Raw genomic sequence first — 22,823 nt, 5'->3', positions numbered from 1 at the left:
TCAGAGCAGGCCTGTGCACTTCAGCCTATGCATGCCGTGACTCCGTGGCGCGCGAAACTACCTGCTGCGGAGCGAGTGTTACTCGGACACCACCACGTGTAGCAGGGCTTGCCACGCGACGAGTTGCTTCGGAGCTGCGACTTCAGCCGTCGACTTAGTGGGTGTTTTTTGTGCCGAAAAGCTTGCAATAATGGCCCTCAAGCAACCCTTAAAAAGAGCGCGGGAGCGTCGAATCTCTACACAGGCTCAAAGTTGGCGTGCTTCTTCGATTATCGCCGGCTAGACTCAAAGATTATGGGACGAAGTCGGATCAATGTGCTCGATCTGTTTGCGGGGGCAGGCGGTCTGACCGCGGGATTTCATGCTGCATCCAAGCGATTTCGGACTGCCCGCGCAGTAGAAATGGATCTTGCTGCCGCGGCCTCTTATGAGCAGACTTTTGGAGCGGGACTGGTATACGCTGGCGCGATTCAGGACTGGCTAGACGAAGAAACTGTCCCCGAAAATATAGACGTTGTAGTAGGAGGGCCTCCCTGTCAGGGCTTCTCGACGCTCGGCAAACAGGACGCCGAGGACTCCCGAAACTCTCTTTGGCGTCAGTACGCAGAGACCATCGTTCGAGCAAATCCTAAGTATTTTGTTGTCGAGAATGTCGCAGCGTTCGGCAAGTCAAAACAATTCGGAGATTTTGAAGAGGCTGTGTCGGAATCTGGCTTTCTTAGTGACTACGCTTTCGAGTTTAAGGTGCTGAATGCTGCGGATTTCGGGGCGCATCAAAGCCGTAAACGTGCGGTACTGATAGGGCACCATCGAGACTTGTCGGCGCCGGGTTTTCCCGCTGCTACTCATGTTGGAAACCACGGAACCGTCCGTCAAGCGTTTCAAGAAGTTCCTGTGGAGCCGGATTCAGATCCGGTTTATGCGTCTAGGTCGGTTGAATTTATGGGGAAGGTCTACGCTGGTAGTTTTTCGCCACGCGAACTTCACCTGAGTCGAAACTACTCTGAGCTTTCGCTGTCTCGCTTTGCGGCGATTCCAACGGGCGGAAATAGGTTCGATTTGCCCGATGCACTGAAGGCGCCGTGCTGGATTAAACACACAAATGGGAGCGGGGACGTGATGGGCCGACTGCACGCAGATCGTCCTTCGGTGACGATACGTACTGAGTTTTTCAAGCCCGAGAAAGGCCGGTACTTACATCCTGAGGCCATGCGCGCGATCACCCATTACGAAGCCGCAATCTTGCAAGGTTTCCCGGACTCTCATCGCTTTGTTGGATCGCGAACTGCGATAGCCCGGCAAATCGGGAACGCTGTGCCGATCCCACTAGGTCAAGCAATTGGTCGGCACCTCGCTGCTCTAATTTGAAAACTACGGTCTGTGTTGAGCCCCGTCTAAACGACGCATGAGGTGAGAGATAATACTCAATGCGTCGAGGCAATCGTCGAAGCTAAAGGCTCCGGACGAATGCAATTTTTCAACTTCCTCGTGCGCGAGAGGGTTTCTGAAGCCGGCGACAACGCCCATCGACACATGCATCTGGCCCTGTTCTACGTTATAAGCCGTACTCGGATCGAATAGATTCAGGTAGGGAGCAAACACCTGCAGTTTCCCATTCCCTCCGAACGCTTGTGACACGATTCGTGCGGCTTCCCCCGAGTCAAGTCCCGCTGACGATTTGGTTCGGTTTACATAGCGCTTGATCGCTTCGTTAACTGCGGTATAAAAATCGTCACGCTCGTAGAAAGCACGGGTGACTTGTTGTATCTCTGGATGTAAGTGACGCCAGACATACTCGGCCCGCGGTGGGGCGACTTTTTGAACCATTCTTAGTAATTCAGTTTGCTGAGCCACAGGTATTTCGACATCATCGGACTCGATCGCAGCAACTATTCCGCGAACAGCTTCACGTTCTTCAGTTCGAATGCTGTTTACCCATTCCTCTGTGGTGCTGCCGAGAGCGGCTTCTGATTCATCCTTCTTCTTGAGCTTGCGTCGCTGACGCCATTCGAGCCCAATACGCGCAACTAGCATCTGGAGTCGATCGCGAAGCTCCATCGTCTCTTCGGTGTCCCAATCAATTGCTCGACGATCTGTAGCGATTACGTCTGGATCTAAGTCGTCTAAATAGTCGACTGCGAGGTAGCCCGATAAATAGGAGTATGCGTAACTTGACTCTGATGCGCCAAAGTACTCGGGCTCGTTTGCTAGACGACCTTTGACATAGAGAGTAATACCTCGCATGCCGTGTCTAAGTGGCGTCTTGGAGGCGACGATGTGGCCACTTGTGCCTTTGCTGAGCTCGAAAGCGTCATCATCGCTCCAGTCTTGAGGGAAATTCCATTCAAACTCGACGTCAACTGCGTCCAACCTGCTTTCAGGAGTGACGCGGAACCGCTCGCCCTCCGGGGACTCAACAACAATTTTGAAATCAGCGTCGACATAGTTAAAGAGCCGAGCAAGTCCTACAGCTACGTCTGATCCATTGATCGGGCTTGTTCGCTTGAGGTCACTCAAACGAACTGCCGTGCCGTGCGTTTCGAGTGTCACCTCGCCCTGAGACTCCGTAGGTCTATACGCGCCATCGGAAGCCATCATGTCGTCGTAGGACATCACGATGCAGGTCCGCTCCTTCGAATTCGAACGAGTAGTCATGAGCTCTACTCGCTTACCGATGCCGAACAGCGCGAGCTTTCCGAGACCTTTCTTCCCTGATACTCGACGTCGCCCACTCTCCGTCGATGCTGACTGGTCTAGCCGACGATTTCTGCCGATATGTAGATATTTGGTTGACACATCTTCACGTGACATACCGTGCCCATCATCAGTGATCGAGACACTGCCGTTGCTTTCAATTCGTATCAGCACTTGGGTGGCGTCCGCGTCGTACGCGTTGGCTACGAGCTCTGCTAGGGCATTCGGGAGGTGAGAGTACATTTTCGCCCCCAAATGATCGACCGTCTGTGGGTCAAAAGTTAGAACTAGAGGACTTTCATTTTCCACGACGCCATCCTTAGGTCAGTTGTAGGCGAGCATATCGACTCTGGTCGTCGCACATCGTAGTGAAACTCATGTTTGAAGCGGTGGTTGGGTGTGACTTATCGCCGTGACCCACTTCGCGCCATGCACCTTCTGGAGTGTTGGCTGCGGAGCAAGGCTGGCGGCTGATAAGGGCACCTGAAGGCGCGAAACCTCTGTAGGCGGACAGGATTCACCCTCGACCGCTGGCGTTGTCGAGAAGTTCTAGGGATGCGGGCATCCCTCAAAGCTTGAGGATCTCGCTGCGGATTAGAGCAGTCCGGGCCGAACGTGAACTATCGTAAGGTTCAATCGAAGGTTCAACGGTGGGGGAGAGAATGGGTCGTGGAGAGCGGATGCACCTTGAAATCAGAGCGTCAGGATTTTGAGCGCCTTTGACTCACTGAAAAAATTCGTTCAGTACAACCAATGTGAACCCTTCATCCGATTGGTCCGATTCCCGCGATTCAAGAATCTTGCGAACGGTTCTCAGATAACTTTCGATTACCCGATTACCGCCCTTATTGGCCCCAACGGGACGAATAAGAGTTCGATTCTTCGAGCGTTACAGGGATGTCCTAGCCAGTACAACATCGGTGACTATTGGTTCGATACACCGCTTGACCGGATCGAGGGGGGAGACGGAGACCAAGTCAAGGACCCGCATCGTTATATCCACGGATACCGTACGCCGAGCGGATTCAACGCCGAGGTCATCAAGACACGAGTTGGCAAAGCGTCTAGAGGGCTTGACTATTTTGAGACCAGCGCGCCCAGATCACGCGACGGCATGAAGAATATGCCTGCGCCATCGGTCACCGTCGACGGAGCTTTCCGGAAGAAAACTCGGTGGCGTCCGATCGAGAAAGAAGTTGTCTATCTGGACTTTCGGCAGGAACTTCCCGCATACGACATTCTTATGAGCTTCAACTGGCGGCGTCAGAAAAACGACGTTGACTCTAAGAAGAAGCGCATTCGGCGAGTTGGCCACCACGTGAATGGCGCTTTGAACGATCTCGAATCTGAGCATGAGCTATACGGAGCTAATCGTATTCTTGAGGCAGCGGAAGAGCTCGGGGCGGCTGAGCTCGCTGCTGTAGGCCGCATTCTGCAGCGTGAATACGAATCAATCCGGCTCGTGAAGCATGATTTTTTTGGAGTCGAGGGTTACACGGCATCCTTGAAGACACGACACCGTGAGTATTCTGAGGCTTATGCTGGAAGCGGTGAGTTTGCCACGATTATGATGGTGCTCGCGATCGCTCAGGCGCCCGAGGCGAGCCTTATTCTCTTAGATGAACCCGAGACTTCTCTTCATCCGGGGGCCCAACGCGAGCTAATGCGATACATCGCTGAACAATGTCTCGATAGAAAGCATCAAGTCGTCCTTGCAACGCACTCGCCTGCGATGGTTGAGGAGCTCCCTGATTCTGCGAGAAAACTTCTAGATATTGATCCGGCAGACGGTCGCGTGAGAGTTCTCGCGCAAACTGCGACAAGCAACGAAGCTTTCTCAAGGATCGGTGCTCAGTTTTCGCAGAAGACTATTCTTGTCGAGGACGAGCTCGCTAAGGCCTATGTAGAACGAGTTGCCCGAATCCGCGGCAGTGATTTCCTCAGTTCAATCGAGATTGTCTGCGTCCCAGGGGGAGCGGCAACTATCGCGCGGCGTGTAATTCCTGTTCAAGCGCCACTTGAATCGATGTGTTCGGTTCTATTCGACGGCGACCAACGACCCGACAGCCTCCCCCGCGACGTAAATTCAGTGCCTGATGGTGAATTGCAGGGTGTGCTCGATGCGCTAGGGATTTCGAAGGAATCGCTAATCCGAGATGGTGGCTCAGGAAACAGCGAGGCCCAGCTTCGAAAGGCGCGCCACACGACACTCGGTTGGTACCTAAAACGTGTCGGTTTTCTCCCCTTGGACGTCAGCCCTGACGCTCTCCTGCTTCAGCAACTGAACGTGCCAGAGTCAGATCCGGGACTCGCGAAGTCTGTGTGGGTAACGCGGACTAAAGAAGCGCTACGCCTGCTTGAGAATGAAGCGCCGAATGCGCAGCAGATACTAGCTATTCAAATCATCGCACTTGCTGCATTGCCTGACGACGACCCGTTCTTTTCTGAGATCGGTGCTGAGCTAGATCGGCTCCTTTCTGACAGCTGACCGTTCAATCCGGATTTCGCCCGCGCCTAACCGACCTATAACCGATTACGAACGCCTTCTCGTCCTGGAAAACCCTTTTGAGCGCGCTGGGTTGATATGAGATTCTCGTAGTCTCGAGCGCCGCTAGTTCTGGCAGCTCGGGCACCACCACATGTAGCGGGTGTCGGTGGGGCCGGTGCCGAGCTGGTCTGACTCGATGCGGGTGCCGCACCGCAGGCACGCTTCGCCGCGCCGCCCGTGCACCCAGTAGCGGGGTTTGCCGCGCGGCAGGCCGGTGAGATTGCGGATCGGGCGGTCCTTGTTCACCATGATCGCCTTGAACGCGAGCGCGACGAGGCGCTTCGGGTCGGCGATCTCGCCGATGGGGGTGTGCGGGCGAATACCGCGCAGAAAGCTCAACTCGTTGGCGAAAACGTTGCCGAGACCGGCGAGGTTCCGCTGATCGAGTAGCGCGAGCGCAAGCGGGCGCGCTGGGTCTGACAGCAGGTTCGCCAACGCGAGTTCGGCATCCCAGTCAGGCCCCAGAAGGTCCGGGCCCAGGTGCCCCACAATGCTGTCTTCGGATGCCGTGGGCACCACTTCAAGCAGCCCCAGTTCGAAACCTACCGCGGTCTTCGTTGCCGTGCTCAGCACTCCGCGAGCCAAGTAGGACGGCTTGCGCCACCGCTCGCCGGCGCCGTAAATCTGCCAGACGCCCTCCATCTTGAGGTGGCTGTGGATCGTGAGGCCCGAGCCGGGTTCGCTGGCGGGTGCGGGTGCGGGTGCGACGGCGTCGGCTGTGGCGCCGTCGGTTCCCTCGGCAACGCGAATCAGTAGGTGCTTGCCGCGCGGCACCACACTCGTGACTGTCTGGCCGCTGAGGTCGAGCGTCGCAAAGGAGGGCACCCGAAAGTCGGTGCGGGTGAGCACTTGGTGGTCGAGCGCTGCCCGCAGTTTCGCTGCCGCCTTATAGACGGAATCACCCTCAGGCACGAAGCCTCAACCCCTGCGGTGTTGCGACGAATCCGGCCTCCACGAGCGCTTTTCCCACCGGGGTGCCGACGGCGAAATCACCGTTGACCTTCTCGATGCGGAGTTTTGGCAGCGTTCCGCGCAGGGTGCTCGTGAGTGAGCGAGTTGCGGCATCCACGACGGCTGGTTCCAGATCGAACGCGAGCAACGACTTGCCGCCGCGCTCTAGGTAAAGGGCAAGGTGCCCATCGACCATCACGACGATCGCACCCGCCTTGCGGCCGGGGCGATGCTTTTTGGGGGAGTCAGCGATGGGCTTTGCGGATGCGGCAGCGGATGCCGATGCCGACGTTGCAGCCCACGCGTCCGAGGTGTCGTCGCCAGCGGCCCCAGCGCCAGCACTAGTCTTGCCAGCAGCAGCCGTGCCGGCAGCACCATCAGCACCGACTCCGGCGTCACCACCCTCAGCCCCAGCATCCTCGCCACCGAGCCCAGGCCAACCGAGAGCAGCCCCGTAGGGGTTGGCGGGGTCGGTCGCGGCGAGAGTGATCGCCAAAAGTTGGGGCGCAGCATCCGGATCCCGAGTGAAACCACGCAGGCGGTCAACGGTGGCTCCGGTCGCGAACTGGGCGGCACCGAGCCCCTCGATGAAGTAACCGCGACGGGCGCGACCGGTCTCTTCGAAGCCGCTCAGCACGCGGTAGGTCAGGGCGAAGCCACCGCGGATGCCCTCGCTCACGACCGCGCCGCGCGTGACGACAGCGTGCCGTTCGAGCATCAACTCGGCAGTCGACTTGGCGCGCACCGTCGTCTCACCCTCGGCAGTTTCGAGCAGCGCCCACCGGCCGGACGCACTCGGCGGCCCCGCCTGCGCGACCGTCGAAACACGTCCGCGATAGGCGCGAGCCCGTGCCGGACGCGGTGCCCGAGTGGCCCGCACGGTTCCTCCGAGGTGCGCGCGCAGGGGCGCAAAGCTGTCGTTCGTGATGAGCGAGCGCCACACCAAATCCCACAATTCCTTCAGCAGAACCTTGTCATCCGTGCTGCCCACCTGATTCGACAGCTGCCTAAAGAAGAACGCACCGCCACCGGCCAACGCCTCGAGAATGCTCTGCTGCAGCTCACTCAGCCCATCGCGATCAGGCTCGGGCAGCGTCAGCGCTGCGGTCGCCGCGGGGTGCAAACTGATCCAGCCATCGTTACCCGCCAGCGCACCTTGCCCGGCCCACACCACTTCGCCCGACGTCGTCAGCTCGTCGAGCCACGCGGGCGAATAGTCGCGAATGCGGGCACTCAGAATGAAGTTCTCCCACGCGGATGCCGGAGCCGAGTATCCAGCCAGTTGGTCGATCACTTGGGCCAGACCATCAATCCCGCGCAGTGAGTCACCGGCAGCGGACACGTGTTGCCACGCGGGTAGGAACCGTCCAAGAGTCGCGTGGGACACCGGCTCGACCTCTTGCCGCAGTGCCGCAAGCGAGCGACTGCGCAGGCGACGCAGCACATCCACCGAGCACCACTCGGTGCCGCTCGCGCCGGGGCGAAACTCGCCGTCGACGACGCGACGGTCGGCCGCGAGCCGACGCAGGGTGTCGTGCACGACGGCGGTTCCGAGACCGAAGCGGGCTGCGGCATCCGCCAGTGTGAAGGGTCCGTGGGTGCGGGCGTAGCGACTGACAAGGTCGCCGACGGGATCATCAACGGGCTCGATAAACGCGGCGGGCACACCAATCGGCAGCGGAACCCCGAGGGCATCCCGCAGCCGCGCGGAGTCTTCGATGCCAGCCCAGCGGCGTTCGCCCGCAATGGTCACTTCGAGAACCCGGTTCGCTTTCGCGAGGCCAGCCAAGTCAGTGGCGAGGGCGGCACCGGTCACGAGCGAGCGGGCCTCGATCTCGGCGACAGTCTGCGGGCCAAGCACGCGCAGCAGATCGACGATGCCCTCAGCATCCCGAGCATGACGCTCGGGCACCAGCCGCTGCAACTCGTTCTCAGTCTGGGCGATCACGTCGGGGTCGAGCAGTTCGCGAAGTTCGGCCCGACCGAGAAGCTCGGCGAGCAGCGCTGGGTCGAGCGAGAGCGCGGCGGCACGACGCTCGGCCAGCGGCGAATCGCCCTCGTATACGAAAGCGGCCATATAGCCGAACAGTAGGCTGCGCGCGAACGGCGACGGCACATCTGTCTCAGTCTCCATCACGCGGATGCCGCGGCTGGCGATGCGCTTCGTCAGCGTCGTGAGCGCCGGCAGGTCGTACACGTCTTGCAGCACTTCGCGCACGGTCTCGAGCACGATCGGAAAGCTCGGGTACTTGCGCGCGACATCCAGCAGCTGCGAGGCCCGCTGGCGTTGTTGCCACAGCGGCGAACGCTTGCCGGGGTCGCGGCGCGGCAACAGCAGCGCGCGAGCGGCGCACTCCCTAAACCGTGCGGCGAACAGCGCCGATCCACCGACTTCTTCCGTGACAATCTGCTCGAGCTCGTCAGCGTCGAACACAAACAGGTCGGCGCCGGGCGGCGCGGCATCGGTGTCGGGGATGCGCACGACGATGCCATCGTCACCGGCCATGGCCGCGCCATCCACGCCCAGCTGTTCGCGGATGCGCGCCGTAATCGCCAACGCCCACGGTGCGTGCACGGGCATGCCGTACGGGGAATGCAAGATCACGCGCCAGTCGCCCAGCTCATCCCGAAAGCGTTCGACGACGAGGGTGGTGTCGCTCGGCACGTGACCGGTGGATGCCTTCTGCTCGGTCACGAGGGCGATCAGGTTGGTGACGGCGTGCTCATCGAGCCCGATCGACTCTGCCCGCGCGCGTGCATCGTCAGCGGATGCCGTAGCAATTTCCTTAGTGAACGCTCCGATAGCTTCGCCCAGTTCTGCCGGGCGGCCCAGGCCATCACCCTTCCAGAACGGAACGCGGCCGGGCTGGCCAAAGGCGGGGGAGACGAGCACTTGATCGTGGGTGATGTCTTCGATGCGCCAGCTCGTGGTGCCGAGGGCGAAGACGTCGCCGACGCGTGATTCGTAGACCATCTCTTCGTCGAGTTCACCGACGCGACGGCCGGGAGCTCCCGCTTCGCCGCCGATCATGAAGACGCCGAAGAGGCCGCGGTCGGGGATGGTGCCGCCCGAGGTGACGGCGAGACGTTGGGCTCCGGGGCGACCGCTGAGGGTGCCGGCCACGCGATCCCACACCACACGCGGTCGCAGTTCGGAGAATTCGTCGCTCGGGTAGAGCCCGCTCAGCAGGTCGAGGGTCGCGTCGAAGGCACTGCGCGGCAGGGTCGAGAACGGGGCGCTGCGGCGCACGGTGTCGAACCACTCTTCGATGTCGATCTCGTCGAGGGCGACGGCGGCGACGGTCTGCTGCGCGAGTACGTCAAGCGGGTTTGTCGGAACCGAGAGGGCTTCGATCTGCCCGCTGCGCATCCGCTCAACGGCGACAGACGTGTGGATGAGGTCGGTGCGGTGCTTCGGAAACAGCACACCCTTGGAAATCTCCCCGACCTGATGCCCGGCTCGTCCAATGCGCTGAAGCCCACTCGCGACCGACGGCGGCGACTCCACCTGGATGACCAGATCGACGGCACCCATGTCGATTCCGAGTTCGAGCGAGCTCGTCGCAACGACGCAGCGCAGCACGCCCGTCTTGAGATCGTCTTCGATGATCGCGCGTTGATCTTTGCTGACCGAGCCGTGATGCGCGCGGGCCAGCAGCGGGGCGGCGCCCATCGTGGATCCGCCCTGCGCCATCATCTGAGCGGGCGGCTTCCACGGTTGCTGCGGGGCGGCGTAGGCGGCGGCATCCGCGCTGGCTTGGGAGCGCTCGAGAACGGCTGCAGCATTTCCGGTGCCACCGTCAGCACCAGCCCCTTCACCACCGTCACCACTCGTGGCGCCGTCGCTGAGCCGTTCGTCGTAGATCTCGTTGAGACGGGCGGTCAACCGTTCGGCCAACCTCCGCGAATTCGCAAACACAATCGTCGACCGGTGCTCGAGAATCGCATCGACAATGCGTTCTTCGACGTGCGGCCACAGGGATGCCGCTGATTCCGGAGTCGCCTCGTCGTCGCTGCCATCGCCGCCGCCGGCCTTGCCGCGCGCGGAGGCCACGGTGCCGGGGATGGTCATGTCGGGAACGGGAACAACGACGCTCAACTCGAAGGTCTTCGCCGATGGCGGATGCACGATCGTGACCGGGGCGCGTCCGCCCAGGAACCGAGCAACTTCTTCGATCGGACGCACGGTGGCGGAGAGGCCGATGCGCTGCACGGGTTTCGCGAGCAGAGCATCCAACCGCTCGAGCGACAACGCCAGATGCGCGCCACGTTTGGTGGCCGCAACGGCGTGCACCTCATCGATGATGACGGTGTCGACGTTCTTGAGGGTCTCGCGGGCCGCCGAGGTGAGCATCAAATACAGCGACTCAGGGGTCGTGATGAGGATATCGGGAGGGAGCCTTGCGAGCAGCCGGCGGTCTTGCGCGGTGGTGTCTCCCGATCGCACGCCCACAGTGATGTCGGTCTCGCCGAGCCCGAGCCGCCGAGCGGTTTGCGTGACGCCGACGAGAGGGGCGCGAAGGTTGCGTTCGACGTCAACGCCGAGAGCTTTCAGCGGAGAAATGTAGAGAACGCGAGTGCGCTGTTTCGGGTTGGCGGGGGGAGGGCTCGACGCAAGTTGGTCGATCGCCCAGAGGAATGCGGCGAGCGTCTTACCGGAACCGGTGGGCGCAACGACGAGCGCGTTGGCTCCGGACGAGACGGCATCCCAGGCGCCGAGTTGGGCCGGGGTGGCAGCATCGAACGCGCCCTGGAACCACTCTCGGGTGGCGGGCGAAAATTTGCCGAGCACATCGCTCATTGTTCTATCTTCGTCGCAACCCCTGACAGTGCCCTACGGATTTCGCCGTAGGCGTGCAGCGGGAGTGCCGACCCGCGCTACAGCAAGCTAGGAGGCATGCACGACTACTCGGCTGTTTCGCGGTTCGTCCGGAAGGCGACGACGCTGAGCGGCAGAGTAAGAATCACTGCGACAACCGCTGCTGCGATCCATGAGCCGGAGATCGTTACCGAAGGAGAGGTGGACGTTCCTCGAAATCCATCGAATGTCGCAAGGAACGGGATGCTGATCGTCGTTCCGTTGCTGAAAGCAATCGCAGCGAGAAGCATTGCTGCGATTGCCAAAATCCCGATGGCAATTGCTAAAGAGAAACTCGCGACTACTATCTTGTCGGCGCTTAGAGAGAATCGTCCGGACAGTGTGTGCTCCTACCGTGTGTGGCGGTCTCAGTTTTCGTAAAGGGCGCCAACTCGTTACGAGTGCGTGTGCAGAAAGCTCACGAAGTCGTTGAGCTCGTCGGTCGAGATTGCGTGCGCGAGCCCCTCATAGATGCGGGTCTCGGCACGCGTGTGACCAACAAGCCATTCCTCGGTGCGCTCGATTGCGGCGGTCGGAATAACCGGGTCGTCGGTGCCACGGCCCCAAAACACGGGTGGACGGATGCTCGTGAGCGCCGCATCTCCGGGGTGCTCGGCACTGGCCACGAACCCGGAGAGTGCGACGGCACTCGTGAAGCGTTCCGGGGCGAGCCGCAATAGCTGGAGCGACATGGCCGCCCCTTGCGAGAAACCGAGGAGGCTCACACTCGTGTACTGCTGGGCATCAAGCCATTCGAGCACGGCGTTGGCTGCGTCATCCACACCAGAAACCTGGGGGAGACCGCCACCACTGAGGTCGATGGGGAACCACGAGAACCCACCGCTCTCGGGGATCGGCGCGCGCAGCGAGGCGATCACGGGGCCGAGGGGCAGGGCGGGAGCGAGCGAGAACAGATCGCCCTCGTGAGACCCATACCCGTGTAACAACACGATGAGCGGGCGGCCGGCCCGTTCGCGTTCAGGGGCCGACCAGAGCACTGCGGAGGAATCGATCTGCATGACCCAAAGCCTACGCGCCGCGGCTAGGGGCCGACGGCGACCGCGAGTGCTGTCGAGAAGAATTCGAATTCCTCGCCGAACGTCTCGAACGCAGCAGTGCTGCACGTCAGCGTCGCGACAAGTTCGCTCTCCGAGCTTGGCATTGATCGCGCCGCAATCGCTGTTGTCGTGGGCACCCCGTCGGCATCGGTCTGTTCGAGAATTGCCGTGACGAATTCGATTGTGGAGTCGCTGTTTGCGGCCGCGACGGGGAGGTCGGTGGCCCCCAGAGGGCTTCGAATCGACAGGTTCGGATTCCTTGCTGTGAGGCCCCTAAGCTCCTGATCGACCAGCGCATAGGAAAGATAGTCGTCTCCTAAAGAGTCGGGGTTGGGAAAAGCTGTGCGCTGCGAAGTAATGAGCTGACATCCGGTGGCCTCTTCGTGAAAGATATTGGTGCCATCGTGACCGACGGTGAGTGGCTGCCACGTCGACTCGAGAGCGAGCGTCCACACGGGCTGACCATCGAAAACCGCCTTTTCGTCGAGTGGAACTCGGTTCGTCGGATCAACCGAGTCGACCGGATCCACAGTGGCTCTCGGCGTCGACTCCGAGCTGCCCCCGAGGCTGCAGTACCCATCGGCATAACAGATGAGAGCGCTCGTCGCTTGGCTAACCAGAACGTTGGCAATGAGTGCTGCCCCCATACCTGAAATTAACATGAACGGCACTACGAAGAGGAGTGCCCAAGCCCACCATGGCCAACGGCGGCGGGTTGCCGGTGCTGCAATGGCGGCAGCCGGATCGGGCTGTTCCCGTGGCGGTGTAATGGAGGGCTCAAATTCCTGCGCATCAGACGCGGGCAGTTCCCCGCTCGACGACTCAGCACTCGACGACTCAGCACTCGACGACTCAGCACTCGACGACTCAGCACTCGACGGCGCAGAGGAGGGGTTTTTCTCGGTCATGGTTCCCTTTCGCGTGACAGGCGAGTGCCTGAGATAGGAACGCTAATTCGAGGGTTGTTGCCTCCAGCGGGGGTTGCGCGAGCTGTGCACTGCGCGAATGAAAGTGGGATTGTGGATGACTAGTCACAGGCCTGGGCAGCCCGCCGCGGCATCCGCCCCGCCTTGGAGTGCACGCCAAACCCGCACGATGGGTGACAATGGAGCATGAGCTCCGTCGGCACACCAGATCCCAATTCGTCTTGGCTTTCAGATGAAGAGCTTGCGGAGACCCGCAGGCGACTGCCGCTGCTCTATGTTGAGGCTGTGCCGGTTCGTGTGGATGGGCTGGGTCGCGTCACTGAGGTCGGCACTCTGGTGCGCGGCAACGATGGTGAGATCACCCGCACTCTGGTCTCTGGTCGTGTCATGTTTGGCGAGACGTTGCGCGACGCCCTGTTCCGTCATCTGGAAAAGGATCTGGGCCCGATGGCCTTCCCGCTCCTGCCGGCAAGCCCGACCCCGTTCATGGTCGCCGAATACTTCCCGTGGCCGGGCGAAAGCCAGTTCACGGATACCCGCCAGCATGCCGTCTCGATGGCCTACGTCGTTCCCGTCACCGGCACGTGCGAACCGCGTCAGGATGCGCTCGAGCTCACTTGGCTGAGCCCAGCAGCAGCGGTCTCCGAAGCAGTGACCGCCGACATGGAAGGCGGCCGCGGAGCACTGCTGCGCGCAGCTCTCGCCTCCGTCGGCGTTCTACCGTAACTGCGAGCTAGCTCCTGCCCGTCGGTCTTCTGTGTGCAGACTTCGGAAATTCAGGAAAAACCGGGTGCGTGTTCGCGCCCGGTGATGAAAAGGGCGGAAGCCTGCGGGAGCAATGCCGTGCGAACGACGTGCTCGACAGAATCTCCTGAATTTCCGTAGTGCAGCGTGACCGCGCTCGCGGTCGGAGAGTAGCTGTGCGCTGTGCGCTGTGCGCTGTGCGCTGTGCGCAACGCTGTGCGCGTAGGTCGCTGCTGCGCAACGTTGGAAACTCAGGAAAATTGGTTTGGGCGCGGACGGTGCCAGTGCGGATGCCCCAAAACCCGGGGATGCTGAGACAGGTTCGCGCGGTGCGAAACAGAATCTCCTGAATTTCCGTGATGCTGAGCCGCCAGCCGCCAGCCGCCAGCCGCCAGCCGCCAGCCGCCAGCCGCCAGCCGCTAGCCACCGTTCGCCCTTAAACGCCGAAGGGCGACGAACCCCAACCCAGCACTGCTGGGTGAAATTCGCCGCCCTCGACGGTAAAACTGTGTTGCGCTGGGCCTGAGCCTTAGCGCCCGCTGCTCGATGCGCGACGGTTGGGTCGCACTACCTGGCCAACGCGAACGGGTCCGCTTCCGGCCTGAGCGCGGCCCTTGCCACCACGCGGACGCGTGGGAGCTTCAGCCTGCTGCTGGCGCGGCTGCTGGGTTGAGCGCTGTTCGCTTGAGCCTGATCCCGCAACGACGGCGCCACGGCCGGAGCCCTGACGATCGTTACGCTGCTGGCCGCCACGAGCGCCATCGCGAGCACCATCACGGGCGCCATCGCGAGCGGCACCGTTACGGCCACCACGAGAGTTGCCTCCGTTGCCGCCACGTCCACCGGCTCCGCCACGGCCACCCTCACGGGCACCATCGCGTTCGCCTTCGTGGAATCCGCCTTCGCCGTCACGACGTGAACGCTTGCGCTGGGCGTTTGCGCCCTGCGAGCGTCCACCCTGTGACTGGCCACGGGCGGGGACTGCTGCACGAGGCGCAGGCTTGACGTATTCGGCTACTTCGCCGGTCAGGGCCACTACGGCCTCCGACTTAGCGTTCACGTGCTGCGGGGTCACCGTGATGGCGGCCTTACGCAACAGCGCTGCGGTGTCTTTGCGCTGGGTAGGAAGAACGATCGTCACAACGTCGCCCTCTTCACCAGCACGAGCGGTACGGCCACTGCGGTGCAGGTATGCCTTGTGCTCGGCGGGCGGGTCAACGTGGATGACCAGCTCAATGTTGTCGACGTGCACGCCTCGCGCTGCAACGTCAGTAGCAACAAGCACCTTCACGTCGCCAGCGGAGAACGCGGCGAGGTTACGGTCACGGGCAACCTGCGAGAGGTTTCCGTGGAGGTCAACGGCGGGGATTCCGGCATCCGTCAACTGGCGTGCCAGCTTCTTGGCGTGGTGCTTGGTGCGCATGAAGAGGATGCGGCGGCCAGTGCCCGAAGCAAGCTTCTCGATGAGAACGCGCTTGGATTCGACGCTCTCGGTTTCGAAGACGTGGTGGGTCATGGCGGAGACGTGCGAGTTCGCTTCGTCAACCGAGTGCAGTACCTCGTTGTGGAGGAAGCGGCGAACCAGCTTGTCTACACCGTTGTCGAGGGTGGCGCTGAACAGCATCCGCTGTCCATCGCTGGGGGTCTTGTCGAGGATGCGGGTCACGACGGGCAAGAATCCAAGGTCGGCCATGTGGTCGGCCTCGTCAAGCACAGTGATCTCGACGGCATCGAGGTTCACGAAGCCTTGCTTCATGAGGTCTTCGAGGCGACCGGGGCAGGCAACGACGATGTCGACGCCGGCCTTGAGGGCAGCGACCTGGCGGTTCTGGCTGACGCCACCGAAGATCGTGGTGGTGTTGAGGCCATACGCGGCAGCGAGAGGTTCGATTACAGCAGAGATCTGTGTGGCGAGTTCACGGGTCGGTGCGAGCACGAGACCCAGCGGGCGACCCGGGCGACGCTTGCCACCGGAAAGCTTGCCGCCGAGGCGAGCAACCATCGGAAGGGAGAAGGCGAGGGTCTTGCCCGAGCCAGTCTTTCCGCGGCCGAGAACGTCGCGACCGTTGAGGGTGTCAGGCAGGGTGTCAAGCTGGATGGGGAACGGCGTGGTCTTGCCGTCGGCTGCAAGGGCTGCAACCAGCGGGGCGGGTACGCCGAGCGAGCTAAAAGTTTGTTCAGTCAAAGTAATGGTGCCTTTCAGGCATAAGTAACAGATGGGCGTTACACCGGAGGCACACGGGCACAGTTCGCAATGAACGTGGCAGTGCTGATCTACACCGACCCAATCAGGCGTTTCGCACGGGTGCGGCACACAGGTCAGATCTCGAACTTTCGTTCGGCGCGGATTACTCCAGTTCGCCGGAGAAAGTTTTCTACGAGCCGCACGTTTCTGATTGACGTGGGCGAGAAGAGGGAAGCGTTCTACGACGCAGGGAAACACAATTGTTTCGCAAGTAACCCCAGCGTAGCAGTTATGCCCCTAGTAGCGCTCGCCTACCGGCACTTGCCCAGCCAGAGTGTTGCCGGCCTGCGCGAGCGGGCACGCCCACGCCGGGTCATAGGCGCACGACGGGTTGTAGGCAAAGTTGAAGTCGAGCACGAGCAACTCGGGGGTACTACCCGGTCCGAGGTCGGCACCCTTCACGGTGTCGATGAGGTAGCGGCCACCACCGTAGGTGCCGCCCTTCACGCGCGAGAGAGCATCCTTCACCGGGATGAAGATGCCGCCGCCATACGACGCCAAGCGCCACACATCGAGAGAGCCAACCGAGTCAATCTCGACCGTGCCCAGCAGGTCAAACGGCACCACGCCATCCGTTCCCGTCTCCACATTCATGCGGCGACCGTCACCCGGAACAATGGATGCCTCGAAGCGCCAATCGGGATTGTACGACTCAAACGGCAGCCCCTTAAAGCCGCGCAGGTCCTCCGGCAATAGCGGCGAAGCTGGATGTGTGGCGAACATCTCATCTCGTCCCGCACGCCAGTCGGCGTGGGCGCTCGCGGTATCCGGGTTCTCGCGGATAGCGGCGTAGAGAGCAAAGTTGCGGCGGCGCCAGTCGGCTACCTGAAGAGCGGTCATGGTTTCAGGTTATCTCGCGCAGCCGACAGTGCGGCGAGTGGATCCTCGAGCTGCGTCACGCGTTTCATCACCTCGCGGTACCCCAGCTGCGCAATCGCAGGGTCGGCAAGTTCGTGCCACGTGCGCGGAGTTGCCACGGTGGGGTGAAGGCGCCCGCGCAACGAATACGGCGCCACCGTAGTCTTGGCGGCACTGTTTTGACTCCAGTCGACGAGCACTTTACCGGGGCGCAGCGAACGCTTCATGTCGCTGACGACGAGGTCGGGATGATCGGCCTCTAACGCTCGCGCGAGCTCGTGTGCCAGCGCTGACATCTTCTGAGAGTTGGAGCGGCCATCGAGGCCTACATACACGTGGATGCCCTTGCTCCCGCTGGTCACCGGCACCGGTTTCAGATCCATATCTTCCAATAGCGCGCGAGCGTAGCGCGCGACTTCGGCGCACTCGGGCAGCCCGACGCCCTCGCCGGGGTCAAGGTCGAGCACCAGCCGATCGGGATTCTTCGGCTGGCCGTTCTTGCCGAATCGCCACTGCGGAACATGAACCTCGAGGGCAGCCACCTGAGCGAACCAGGCGAGAGTCGCGCGATCGTTGACGAGCGGGTACACGTTGGAGTGGTCTGTGTGTTTCATCGTGCGGCGAGCGATCCAGTTGGGCGCGAAGCTTTCGAGGTTCTTCTGAAAGAAGACCTTTCCCGGGTTCTCAGCAGTGCCCACCCCATCCACCCATCGTTTTCGGGTGGCAGGGCGGTCGTGGGCGTGCGCGATGATCAGGTCGGCGACGGCGTCGTAGTAATCGAGCACGTCGGCTTTGGTGGTTCCCGTTTCTGGGTAGAGCACCTTGTCGAGACTGCTCAGGGTGAGGGAGTGGCCGTCGATGGTGATGGCCTGCCGTGAGTGCGCCATCCGTTCAGAATGCGCTCAAACCACTCGCCACACAAGGCCAGCGTGTGACTCAGTCGCGGGAGAGCAACTGACGCACTTCACTTTCCGCGGAGGCGAGCCGGTGCGGATCGATGGTCTCACCCGCCGAGAACAGGTCAACGATGCGGGGATCGACGTAGCTTTTCTTTGCGATCGCCGGGGTGTTGCCAAGCACCTCAGCGGCGGCCTCCATTGCCTCGCGGATCGCCCGCAATCGCGCCCGCTGGCTCAGTTTCGGCACCGCGAACTCGGCAGCAGCCGCACTCACCGCCAGACTTGACGCGGCAGCAACTGTGCCGCGCAGCGTGCGAAAGTCCTTAGCCGTGAAGTCACCACCGGTGCGTTCGCGAACGTAGTCGTTGATGTCTGCAGCAGTCAGAGAGCGGCGCTCGCGGCCCTCCCGCCAGGAGAGAACTGAAGCATCGGGAGCACTGCGCAGGCGTCGCCGGATGAATTCGGCGAGGTCGGCATCCACAATTTCGCTCTCCCACTGTTGACCGCTCTTGGCAGGGAAGCAGAGTTGCACCCTGTCGCCGATGACGGTGACGTGGTCGCACAGCAGAGTGGAGAGGCCGTGGCTGCCGTGCTCTTCGGCGTAGCGTTCGCTGCCGACCCGCAATGAGCCGGTGTCGAGCATCCGGAATGCGGCGGCAAGAGTGCGCTCGCGGGGGTCGTCGCTGGAGCGCAAAGTGCGGGTGACGACACCGCGGGCACCGGGGAGCACTGCCGCGAGTTCAAGGGCCCGGTCGAACTTCACGCGATCTTGACGCTCACGCCAAGCGGGGTGGTAGATGTATTGGCGGCGGCCGGCCTCGTCGAAACCGGTCGCAAGCACGTGACCGTTCTCGTAGGGGCAGATCCACACGTCGGTCCATGCCGGCGGGATGCCCAGCGAGCCAAACCGCGCCTTGAGATCGGGCTTGGTTACCGTTGCGCCATCAGGGTCACGGTAGCTGAATCCCCGGCCTGATCGCACGCGCGAGTAGCCGCGCCCTGTTGTATTGCTTCGCCGCAGTCGAGGCACCGCGTGTTCCTTTCGCGCCCACGATTCGGCTCACGCCGACGGCTGAAGCCACAACGGTCAACCTAAAGGTTGAGATTAGTTCTCCTAGTTGTGCCCCAACTCCAAGTTGGGGCGAGTCGCTGAAGCGCTGTTCCACGCCACTGCCAGAAAGCCCAATAGAGCGGCCACAGCAGGGGAGTGAGAATGCCAGCGCTGAAAACCAATTGGTCGCGATACAGAGTTTTTCCCCCGGGAGCGGGGCTGACGGCCATCGTGTGTTCCCACTCGGTGACGAGAGCGAGAGGGCCGCTGAGGCCTCGACCACGGTCGCGCACGAGGCGAACCCCATCGGGCTTCTCGGCGAACGAAATGTCGATCACTTGCTGGCCAACCGTGAATAGTCCTAAGGCAGACATGTTGACCGGATGCTCGCCCGCCTCCCACAACTCAGGAAAGCCACCAATCTCCAACGACTTAAAAGTCGTCAGCGGAGCCGAAACTTCCTGAAACACCTGCGGGCTGCGGATCGCACGCCACGCATCGTCGGGGTCACAATCGAGTACGAGCTTCAACAGAACGCGCATAGTCATAGTTTCCACCAGTGTGATGCAGTAATCCAGAGTGGAACACAAAAGAACTACGTGGCGCACGCTCGTCCTAAACTGTGGGCACCGATTCGGCAGGAGCCGCGATGCCCATTCCTCCCCACACGAGTTCGAATCCGAGCACCGCCGGGGCGATTCCCGAGACGATGACGGCCGTGACTGCTCGGCGCTATGGCGACACAGACGTTCTGGCGATCGAGACCATTCCGACGCCCGCTGTCGCGCCGGGAAAGCTGCTCGTGCAGGTGCTTGGCTCTTCCGCGAACGCTCTCGACTGGCGCATCCTGAGTGGCACGCCGCTGTTCGTTCGATTGGTCATGGGGCTGCGTAAACCCAAGCGTCTCAGCCCGGGAGCGGATATCGCGGGGCGCGTGCTTGCGGTGGGCGAGGGCGTCACCGGCTTCTCGATCGGAGACGCTGTCTTTGGCGAGGCAGCCGGCGGAGCATTCGCCGAGTATGCGTCCGTCACCGCCAAGAACTTTGTCGTCCTGCCGGCGGGCATCGACTTTGTGGCCGCCGGTGCCACTCCCGTTGCGGGCCTCACCGCCCTGCAGGGTTTGCGACGCGAAGCCGCAGTGCAGCCCGGTGACCGCGTGCTCATCAACGGTGCCGCGGGTGGAGTCGGCACCTTCGCCGTTCAACTCGCGCGCATTCTCGGGGCGACCGAGGTGACCGCGGTGTGCAGCGGTCGCAACGCGGAGCAATCGCGGGCCTTGGGCGCTACGCGCGTCATTGACTACGAAACCGAGGACTACATCGCGGTCGGCGGTCAGTACGACGTGGTCTTCGACCTTATGGGCAATCGAACCGCAGTCGAGCTGCGCACCATCCTCGCTCCCGGTGCCCGTTTCGTGGGCGTCAGCGGCCCCATGATTAACCGGTGGGTCGGCCCCGTCTTCCACCTCATGCGCATGGGGCGGGCCTTCAAGGGGTCGGATATCTCCTTCCACCAGTTCACCGCTGCACCCACGCCCGACGACCTCAACTACCTTGCCGAACTCCTGGCTTCGGGCCAGCTCGTTCCCGCGATTGAACGCGTAGTCGGACTCGACGGAGTCGTCGACGCCATCGACCAGATCGCCTCCAGCCACGGCAGGGGCAAGGTTGCTGTCGTGCCGGGTGGGGCTCCGAACGCTGGCGAATAGCGGCGTGATCTCGCCGTTGTAGCGATGCGGCAGCCAGCATCCGACCGCCCGCGTCTGATGTCACATTCTGTAACCCAACGTGACCGAGGCGACCGCCGCGTTTAGCCTCAAGAAGTGAACGATCCCCGCACCCAACCCCAGTACCAAGTCCGCTTTGGCCTCGGTCGCGCCCAAGCGCTCGAGCTGAGCGCCGGCGCCGACGTTGTCGTGTGGGCGGATGCTCTCGCAGACGGTTCCACGCCCGCCCCCGAGCTGCCAGGAACGTTCTCGATTCTCAGCGCCGGCACCGGGGCCGCCACGGCCGTCGCCGAGTGGGTCATCGCGCAACAAGAACTCAAAGGTGACCGCTTCACCGTCGCCGTCATCGCTGCCGGAAACGCGGACGGCGGGTTCACCGTCGACGACCTCCTCGCGGCGGGTGCGATCGTAGACGCTCTCGCCGATGCCGGCATTGACTACATTTCTCCGGAAGCGGCATCCGCTGTCGCTGCGTTCACAGGGCTCAAGTCTGCTCACAACCACTTGTTGTCAGCGAGCAGCGCGGGCCAGCAGCTGATTCAGGATGCCGGACGCGGCGCCCTCGATGCCGCGATCGCCAGTAACTCCGCAGCCACTTTTGCGATCGTTCGCAACAGTCGGGAACTTGTTCGGGAATGACGCTTGCTCCGTGAGCGTTGAACCGAGTAGTCACTGACTGAGCACCCCGTCATTGACTCACTAACGACCGACTCAATGGAGGACAGTATGAAGGCAGTAATCGGCGACACCGTCATCGCAGAAGCACCCAAGGAAGATCTCCTCAAGATTGAGGGCAACTGGTACTTCCCGCCGGCCAGCGTGAACCACGAGCTGCTCGAGAAGAGCCCCACCCCGTACCACTGCCCGTGGAAGGGTGACTGCCAGTACTTCATCGTCAGCGCCAATGGTCAGAAGTTCCAGGACCGCGCTTTCAGCTACCCGAACATCCTCCCCGGCGCCGCAGAGCGCGTGGGCAAAGACTTCTCCAACTACGTCACCTTCTGGAAAGAGGTTCAGTTCGTCGAATAACCGACAACTATCTCTAGTGCGCAGTTAGCGTGCCGCAGTGCGGGCACGGTGGCTGCGCACTTTTGCGCGGTTGCCGCAGCGCTGCATCGAGCACCAGCGGCGGTTGTTGGAGCGTGATTCGTCGTAGAACACGAGGGCACAGTCGTCGGCAGCGCACTCGCGGATGCGTTCGTGCTGCTCTTCACCGAACAGGAAGACGGCTTCACGCGCCATCGTGGCGAGCGCCTGACCGGTGCGAACGCGCGTGCGGCCGGCCTGCAAGCTTCCGCCGGCTAGCCGCGGGGGAACATCCGGCGTCGCAGCGAACAGATTGATGATGTCGATCTGCTTCGGATCAGGCTGACCGTTCACGCTCAGTGCTGTTGCGATCGTCGCAATTGCTTCGCGCAACCCTCTAGCGTCGGTGAGGTCACGATCGGTGACGGTGCCATCGCAGGCTTCAAAGCGGCCCTCGAGCCACGTCGCAAGATCGGCCGGGGTGCGCAGGCGCTCCCACTCGGGATTGTTGCCCATCGCGCCCGTGTAGGCGAAGTCGAGTGCGCGGGCACCCGAATCGAACCACCACTGACGTGACGTGCGCGACGTAAACCATTGGCCAGTCGCACCGCCGGCGTTGTCGCTTGCGGGCGTGGCTGTGGCCGTGGCTGCGGGCGTGCCAGTAGGAGTGGTGGTTTCGGGATGCTGCACCTAACCATTATCGCTGGTTACGCGACACCCCGTGACCGGGTGCGCTCGCGGCCAGCCCGCTGGCGAGTGGCGAGTCGCGCCTTAGCCTCGAGGCCGCGACACGACTCGGTGCACCCAGTCGATGCGGTTGGCCGTGCTGAAGCGACGCGAGCACAACCCGCATGCCAGCGGCCGGGTCGGTTTGCGGTAGCGAAAGTGCTTGTGGCCTGCCGGGCAGGTGCCAACCCAAGGGGCGAACTCGTCGGCGATGGCTCCGCCGTGCAGGCGTTTGCCCTCATAGCCGAGCTCCTTCGCAATGACCTTCCACTGTGCTCCATGGCCGGCACCGGGGCCAGCCATCGCGTGCGCGATCTCGTGCAGCAGGATTTGGTGGATCTCGTCATCCTCGTACCGCGCCGCCAAATACCGTGACACCGAGATGCGCTTGTGCGTGAAATTGCAGAGCCCAGCCCGTGTTTTGGCGTTATCGAAGGTGAACTGCCAACTGTCATCCAAGTGCAATCGAATGAGAGCATCAGCCCACACGCGCACTCGGGAAAGTTCAGCCAC

At 62.0% G+C, this 22,823-nt stretch carries 18 protein-coding genes and 1 pseudogene; 6 read left to right on the top strand and 13 right to left on the bottom strand.

Going from position 1 to position 22,823, the window contains the following annotated elements; genetic code table 11:
• Positions 1 to 315: 315 nt before the first annotated feature.
• Entirely contained in the window at positions 316 to 1,368 is a 1,053-nt protein-coding gene (locus I6E56_RS06365; protein WP_307842793.1) for a DNA cytosine methyltransferase, read from the top strand.
• 3 nt (positions 1,369 to 1,371) lie between these two features.
• Here I6E56_RS06365 and I6E56_RS06360 read toward each other — a convergent pair whose 3' ends face one another.
• On the bottom strand, positions 1,372 to 3,003 hold the full coding sequence (locus I6E56_RS06360; RefSeq protein WP_197136795.1) for a TIGR02391 family protein: 1,632 nt from the start codon (positions 3,001 to 3,003) through the stop codon (positions 1,372 to 1,374).
• Positions 3,004 to 3,403: 400 nt separating this feature from the next.
• On the opposite strand from I6E56_RS06360, the gene I6E56_RS06355 reads away from it, so the two are divergent.
• Positions 3,404 to 5,182, top strand: coding sequence for an ATP-dependent endonuclease (locus I6E56_RS06355; RefSeq protein WP_197136793.1), 1,779 nt, complete (start codon positions 3,404 to 3,406; stop codon positions 5,180 to 5,182).
• A 123-nt stretch (positions 5,183 to 5,305) separates the two neighbouring features.
• Here I6E56_RS06355 and I6E56_RS06350 read toward each other — a convergent pair whose 3' ends face one another.
• The 5 genes from I6E56_RS06350 to I6E56_RS06330 form a co-directional block, all read right to left on the bottom strand.
• A complete protein-coding gene (locus I6E56_RS06350; protein ID WP_197136792.1) occupies positions 5,306 to 6,154 on the bottom strand; it encodes a DNA-formamidopyrimidine glycosylase family protein in 849 nt (282 codons plus the stop codon).
• Entirely contained in the window at positions 6,147 to 10,994 is a 4,848-nt protein-coding gene (locus I6E56_RS06345) for an ATP-dependent helicase (RefSeq protein WP_197136790.1), read from the bottom strand. Before I6E56_RS06345 ends, I6E56_RS06350 begins: the two co-directional genes overlap by 8 nt.
• A gap of 104 nt (positions 10,995 to 11,098) precedes the next feature.
• Entirely contained in the window at positions 11,099 to 11,317 is a 219-nt protein-coding gene (locus I6E56_RS06340; protein ID WP_197136788.1) for a hypothetical protein, read from the bottom strand.
• 129 nt (positions 11,318 to 11,446) lie between these two features.
• Positions 11,447 to 12,070, bottom strand: coding sequence for an alpha/beta hydrolase (locus I6E56_RS06335; protein WP_197136786.1), 624 nt, complete (start codon positions 12,068 to 12,070; stop codon positions 11,447 to 11,449).
• A 23-nt stretch (positions 12,071 to 12,093) separates the two neighbouring features.
• Positions 12,094 to 13,017, bottom strand: coding sequence for a hypothetical protein (locus I6E56_RS06330; protein ID WP_197136784.1), 924 nt, complete (start codon positions 13,015 to 13,017; stop codon positions 12,094 to 12,096).
• Between the two features lie 204 nt (positions 13,018 to 13,221).
• On the opposite strand from I6E56_RS06330, the gene I6E56_RS06325 reads away from it, so the two are divergent.
• Entirely contained in the window at positions 13,222 to 13,761 is a 540-nt protein-coding gene (locus I6E56_RS06325; RefSeq protein ID WP_197136782.1) for an NUDIX hydrolase family protein, read from the top strand.
• A 547-nt stretch (positions 13,762 to 14,308) separates the two neighbouring features.
• On the opposite strand, the gene I6E56_RS06320 is transcribed toward I6E56_RS06325, so the two are convergent.
• The 5 genes and pseudogenes from I6E56_RS06320 to I6E56_RS06300 all read right to left on the bottom strand — a co-directional run bounded on the left by I6E56_RS06320 (position 14,309) and on the right by I6E56_RS06300 (position 19,374).
• Positions 14,309 to 15,964, bottom strand: coding sequence for a DEAD/DEAH box helicase (locus I6E56_RS06320; RefSeq protein WP_197136779.1), 1,656 nt, complete (start codon positions 15,962 to 15,964; stop codon positions 14,309 to 14,311).
• A gap of 297 nt (positions 15,965 to 16,261) precedes the next feature.
• Positions 16,262 to 16,864, bottom strand: a complete 603-nt coding sequence (locus tag I6E56_RS06315; RefSeq protein WP_197136777.1) for a DUF1684 domain-containing protein — start codon at positions 16,862 to 16,864, stop codon at positions 16,262 to 16,264.
• A 20-nt stretch (positions 16,865 to 16,884) separates the two neighbouring features.
• A pseudogene (gene ligD, locus I6E56_RS06310) lies at positions 16,885 to 17,769 on the bottom strand (non-homologous end-joining DNA ligase); the annotation flags it as partial.
• Positions 17,770 to 17,818: 49 nt separating this feature from the next.
• Positions 17,819 to 18,811: a DNA topoisomerase IB gene (locus I6E56_RS06305; protein WP_197136773.1), complete on the bottom strand. Its 993-nt coding sequence runs from the start codon at positions 18,809 to 18,811 to the stop codon at positions 17,819 to 17,821.
• Between the two features lie 62 nt (positions 18,812 to 18,873).
• Positions 18,874 to 19,374 (bottom strand): hypothetical protein, encoded by a 501-nt coding sequence (locus tag I6E56_RS06300; protein WP_197136771.1) that lies wholly within the window; start codon positions 19,372 to 19,374, stop codon positions 18,874 to 18,876.
• A gap of 107 nt (positions 19,375 to 19,481) precedes the next feature.
• Here I6E56_RS06300 and I6E56_RS06295 point away from each other — a divergent pair, with 107 nt between their 5' ends.
• The 3 genes from I6E56_RS06295 (at position 19,482) to I6E56_RS06285 (ending at position 21,587) form a co-directional block, all read left to right on the top strand.
• A complete protein-coding gene (locus I6E56_RS06295; protein ID WP_197136769.1) occupies positions 19,482 to 20,540 on the top strand; it encodes an NAD(P)-dependent alcohol dehydrogenase in 1,059 nt (352 codons plus the stop codon).
• Between the two features lie 114 nt (positions 20,541 to 20,654).
• Positions 20,655 to 21,197 (top strand): 2-phosphosulfolactate phosphatase, encoded by a 543-nt coding sequence (locus tag I6E56_RS06290; protein WP_197136767.1) that lies wholly within the window; start codon positions 20,655 to 20,657, stop codon positions 21,195 to 21,197.
• A gap of 87 nt (positions 21,198 to 21,284) precedes the next feature.
• Positions 21,285 to 21,587: a DUF427 domain-containing protein gene (locus I6E56_RS06285; RefSeq protein ID WP_197136766.1), complete on the top strand. Its 303-nt coding sequence runs from the start codon at positions 21,285 to 21,287 to the stop codon at positions 21,585 to 21,587.
• Between the two features lie 24 nt (positions 21,588 to 21,611).
• Here I6E56_RS06285 and I6E56_RS15300 read toward each other — a convergent pair whose 3' ends face one another.
• Both I6E56_RS15300 and I6E56_RS06275 read right to left on the bottom strand, forming a co-directional pair.
• Complete coding sequence (locus I6E56_RS15300) at positions 21,612 to 22,274, bottom strand: CGNR zinc finger domain-containing protein (RefSeq protein WP_197136764.1); 663 nt, start codon at positions 22,272 to 22,274, stop codon at positions 21,612 to 21,614.
• Between the two features lie 81 nt (positions 22,275 to 22,355).
• Entirely contained in the window at positions 22,356 to 22,823 is a 468-nt protein-coding gene (locus I6E56_RS06275; protein WP_197136762.1) for a SprT-like domain-containing protein, read from the bottom strand.

Origin of the sequence: Salinibacterium sp. NK8237 (assembly GCF_015864955.1) — a bacterium.
Taxonomy (GTDB): Bacteria; Actinomycetota; Actinomycetes; order Actinomycetales; family Microbacteriaceae; genus Rhodoglobus.
The sequence above is the reverse complement of the archived record's forward strand: the minus strand, read 5'-3'. Positions and strand labels throughout refer to the sequence as shown.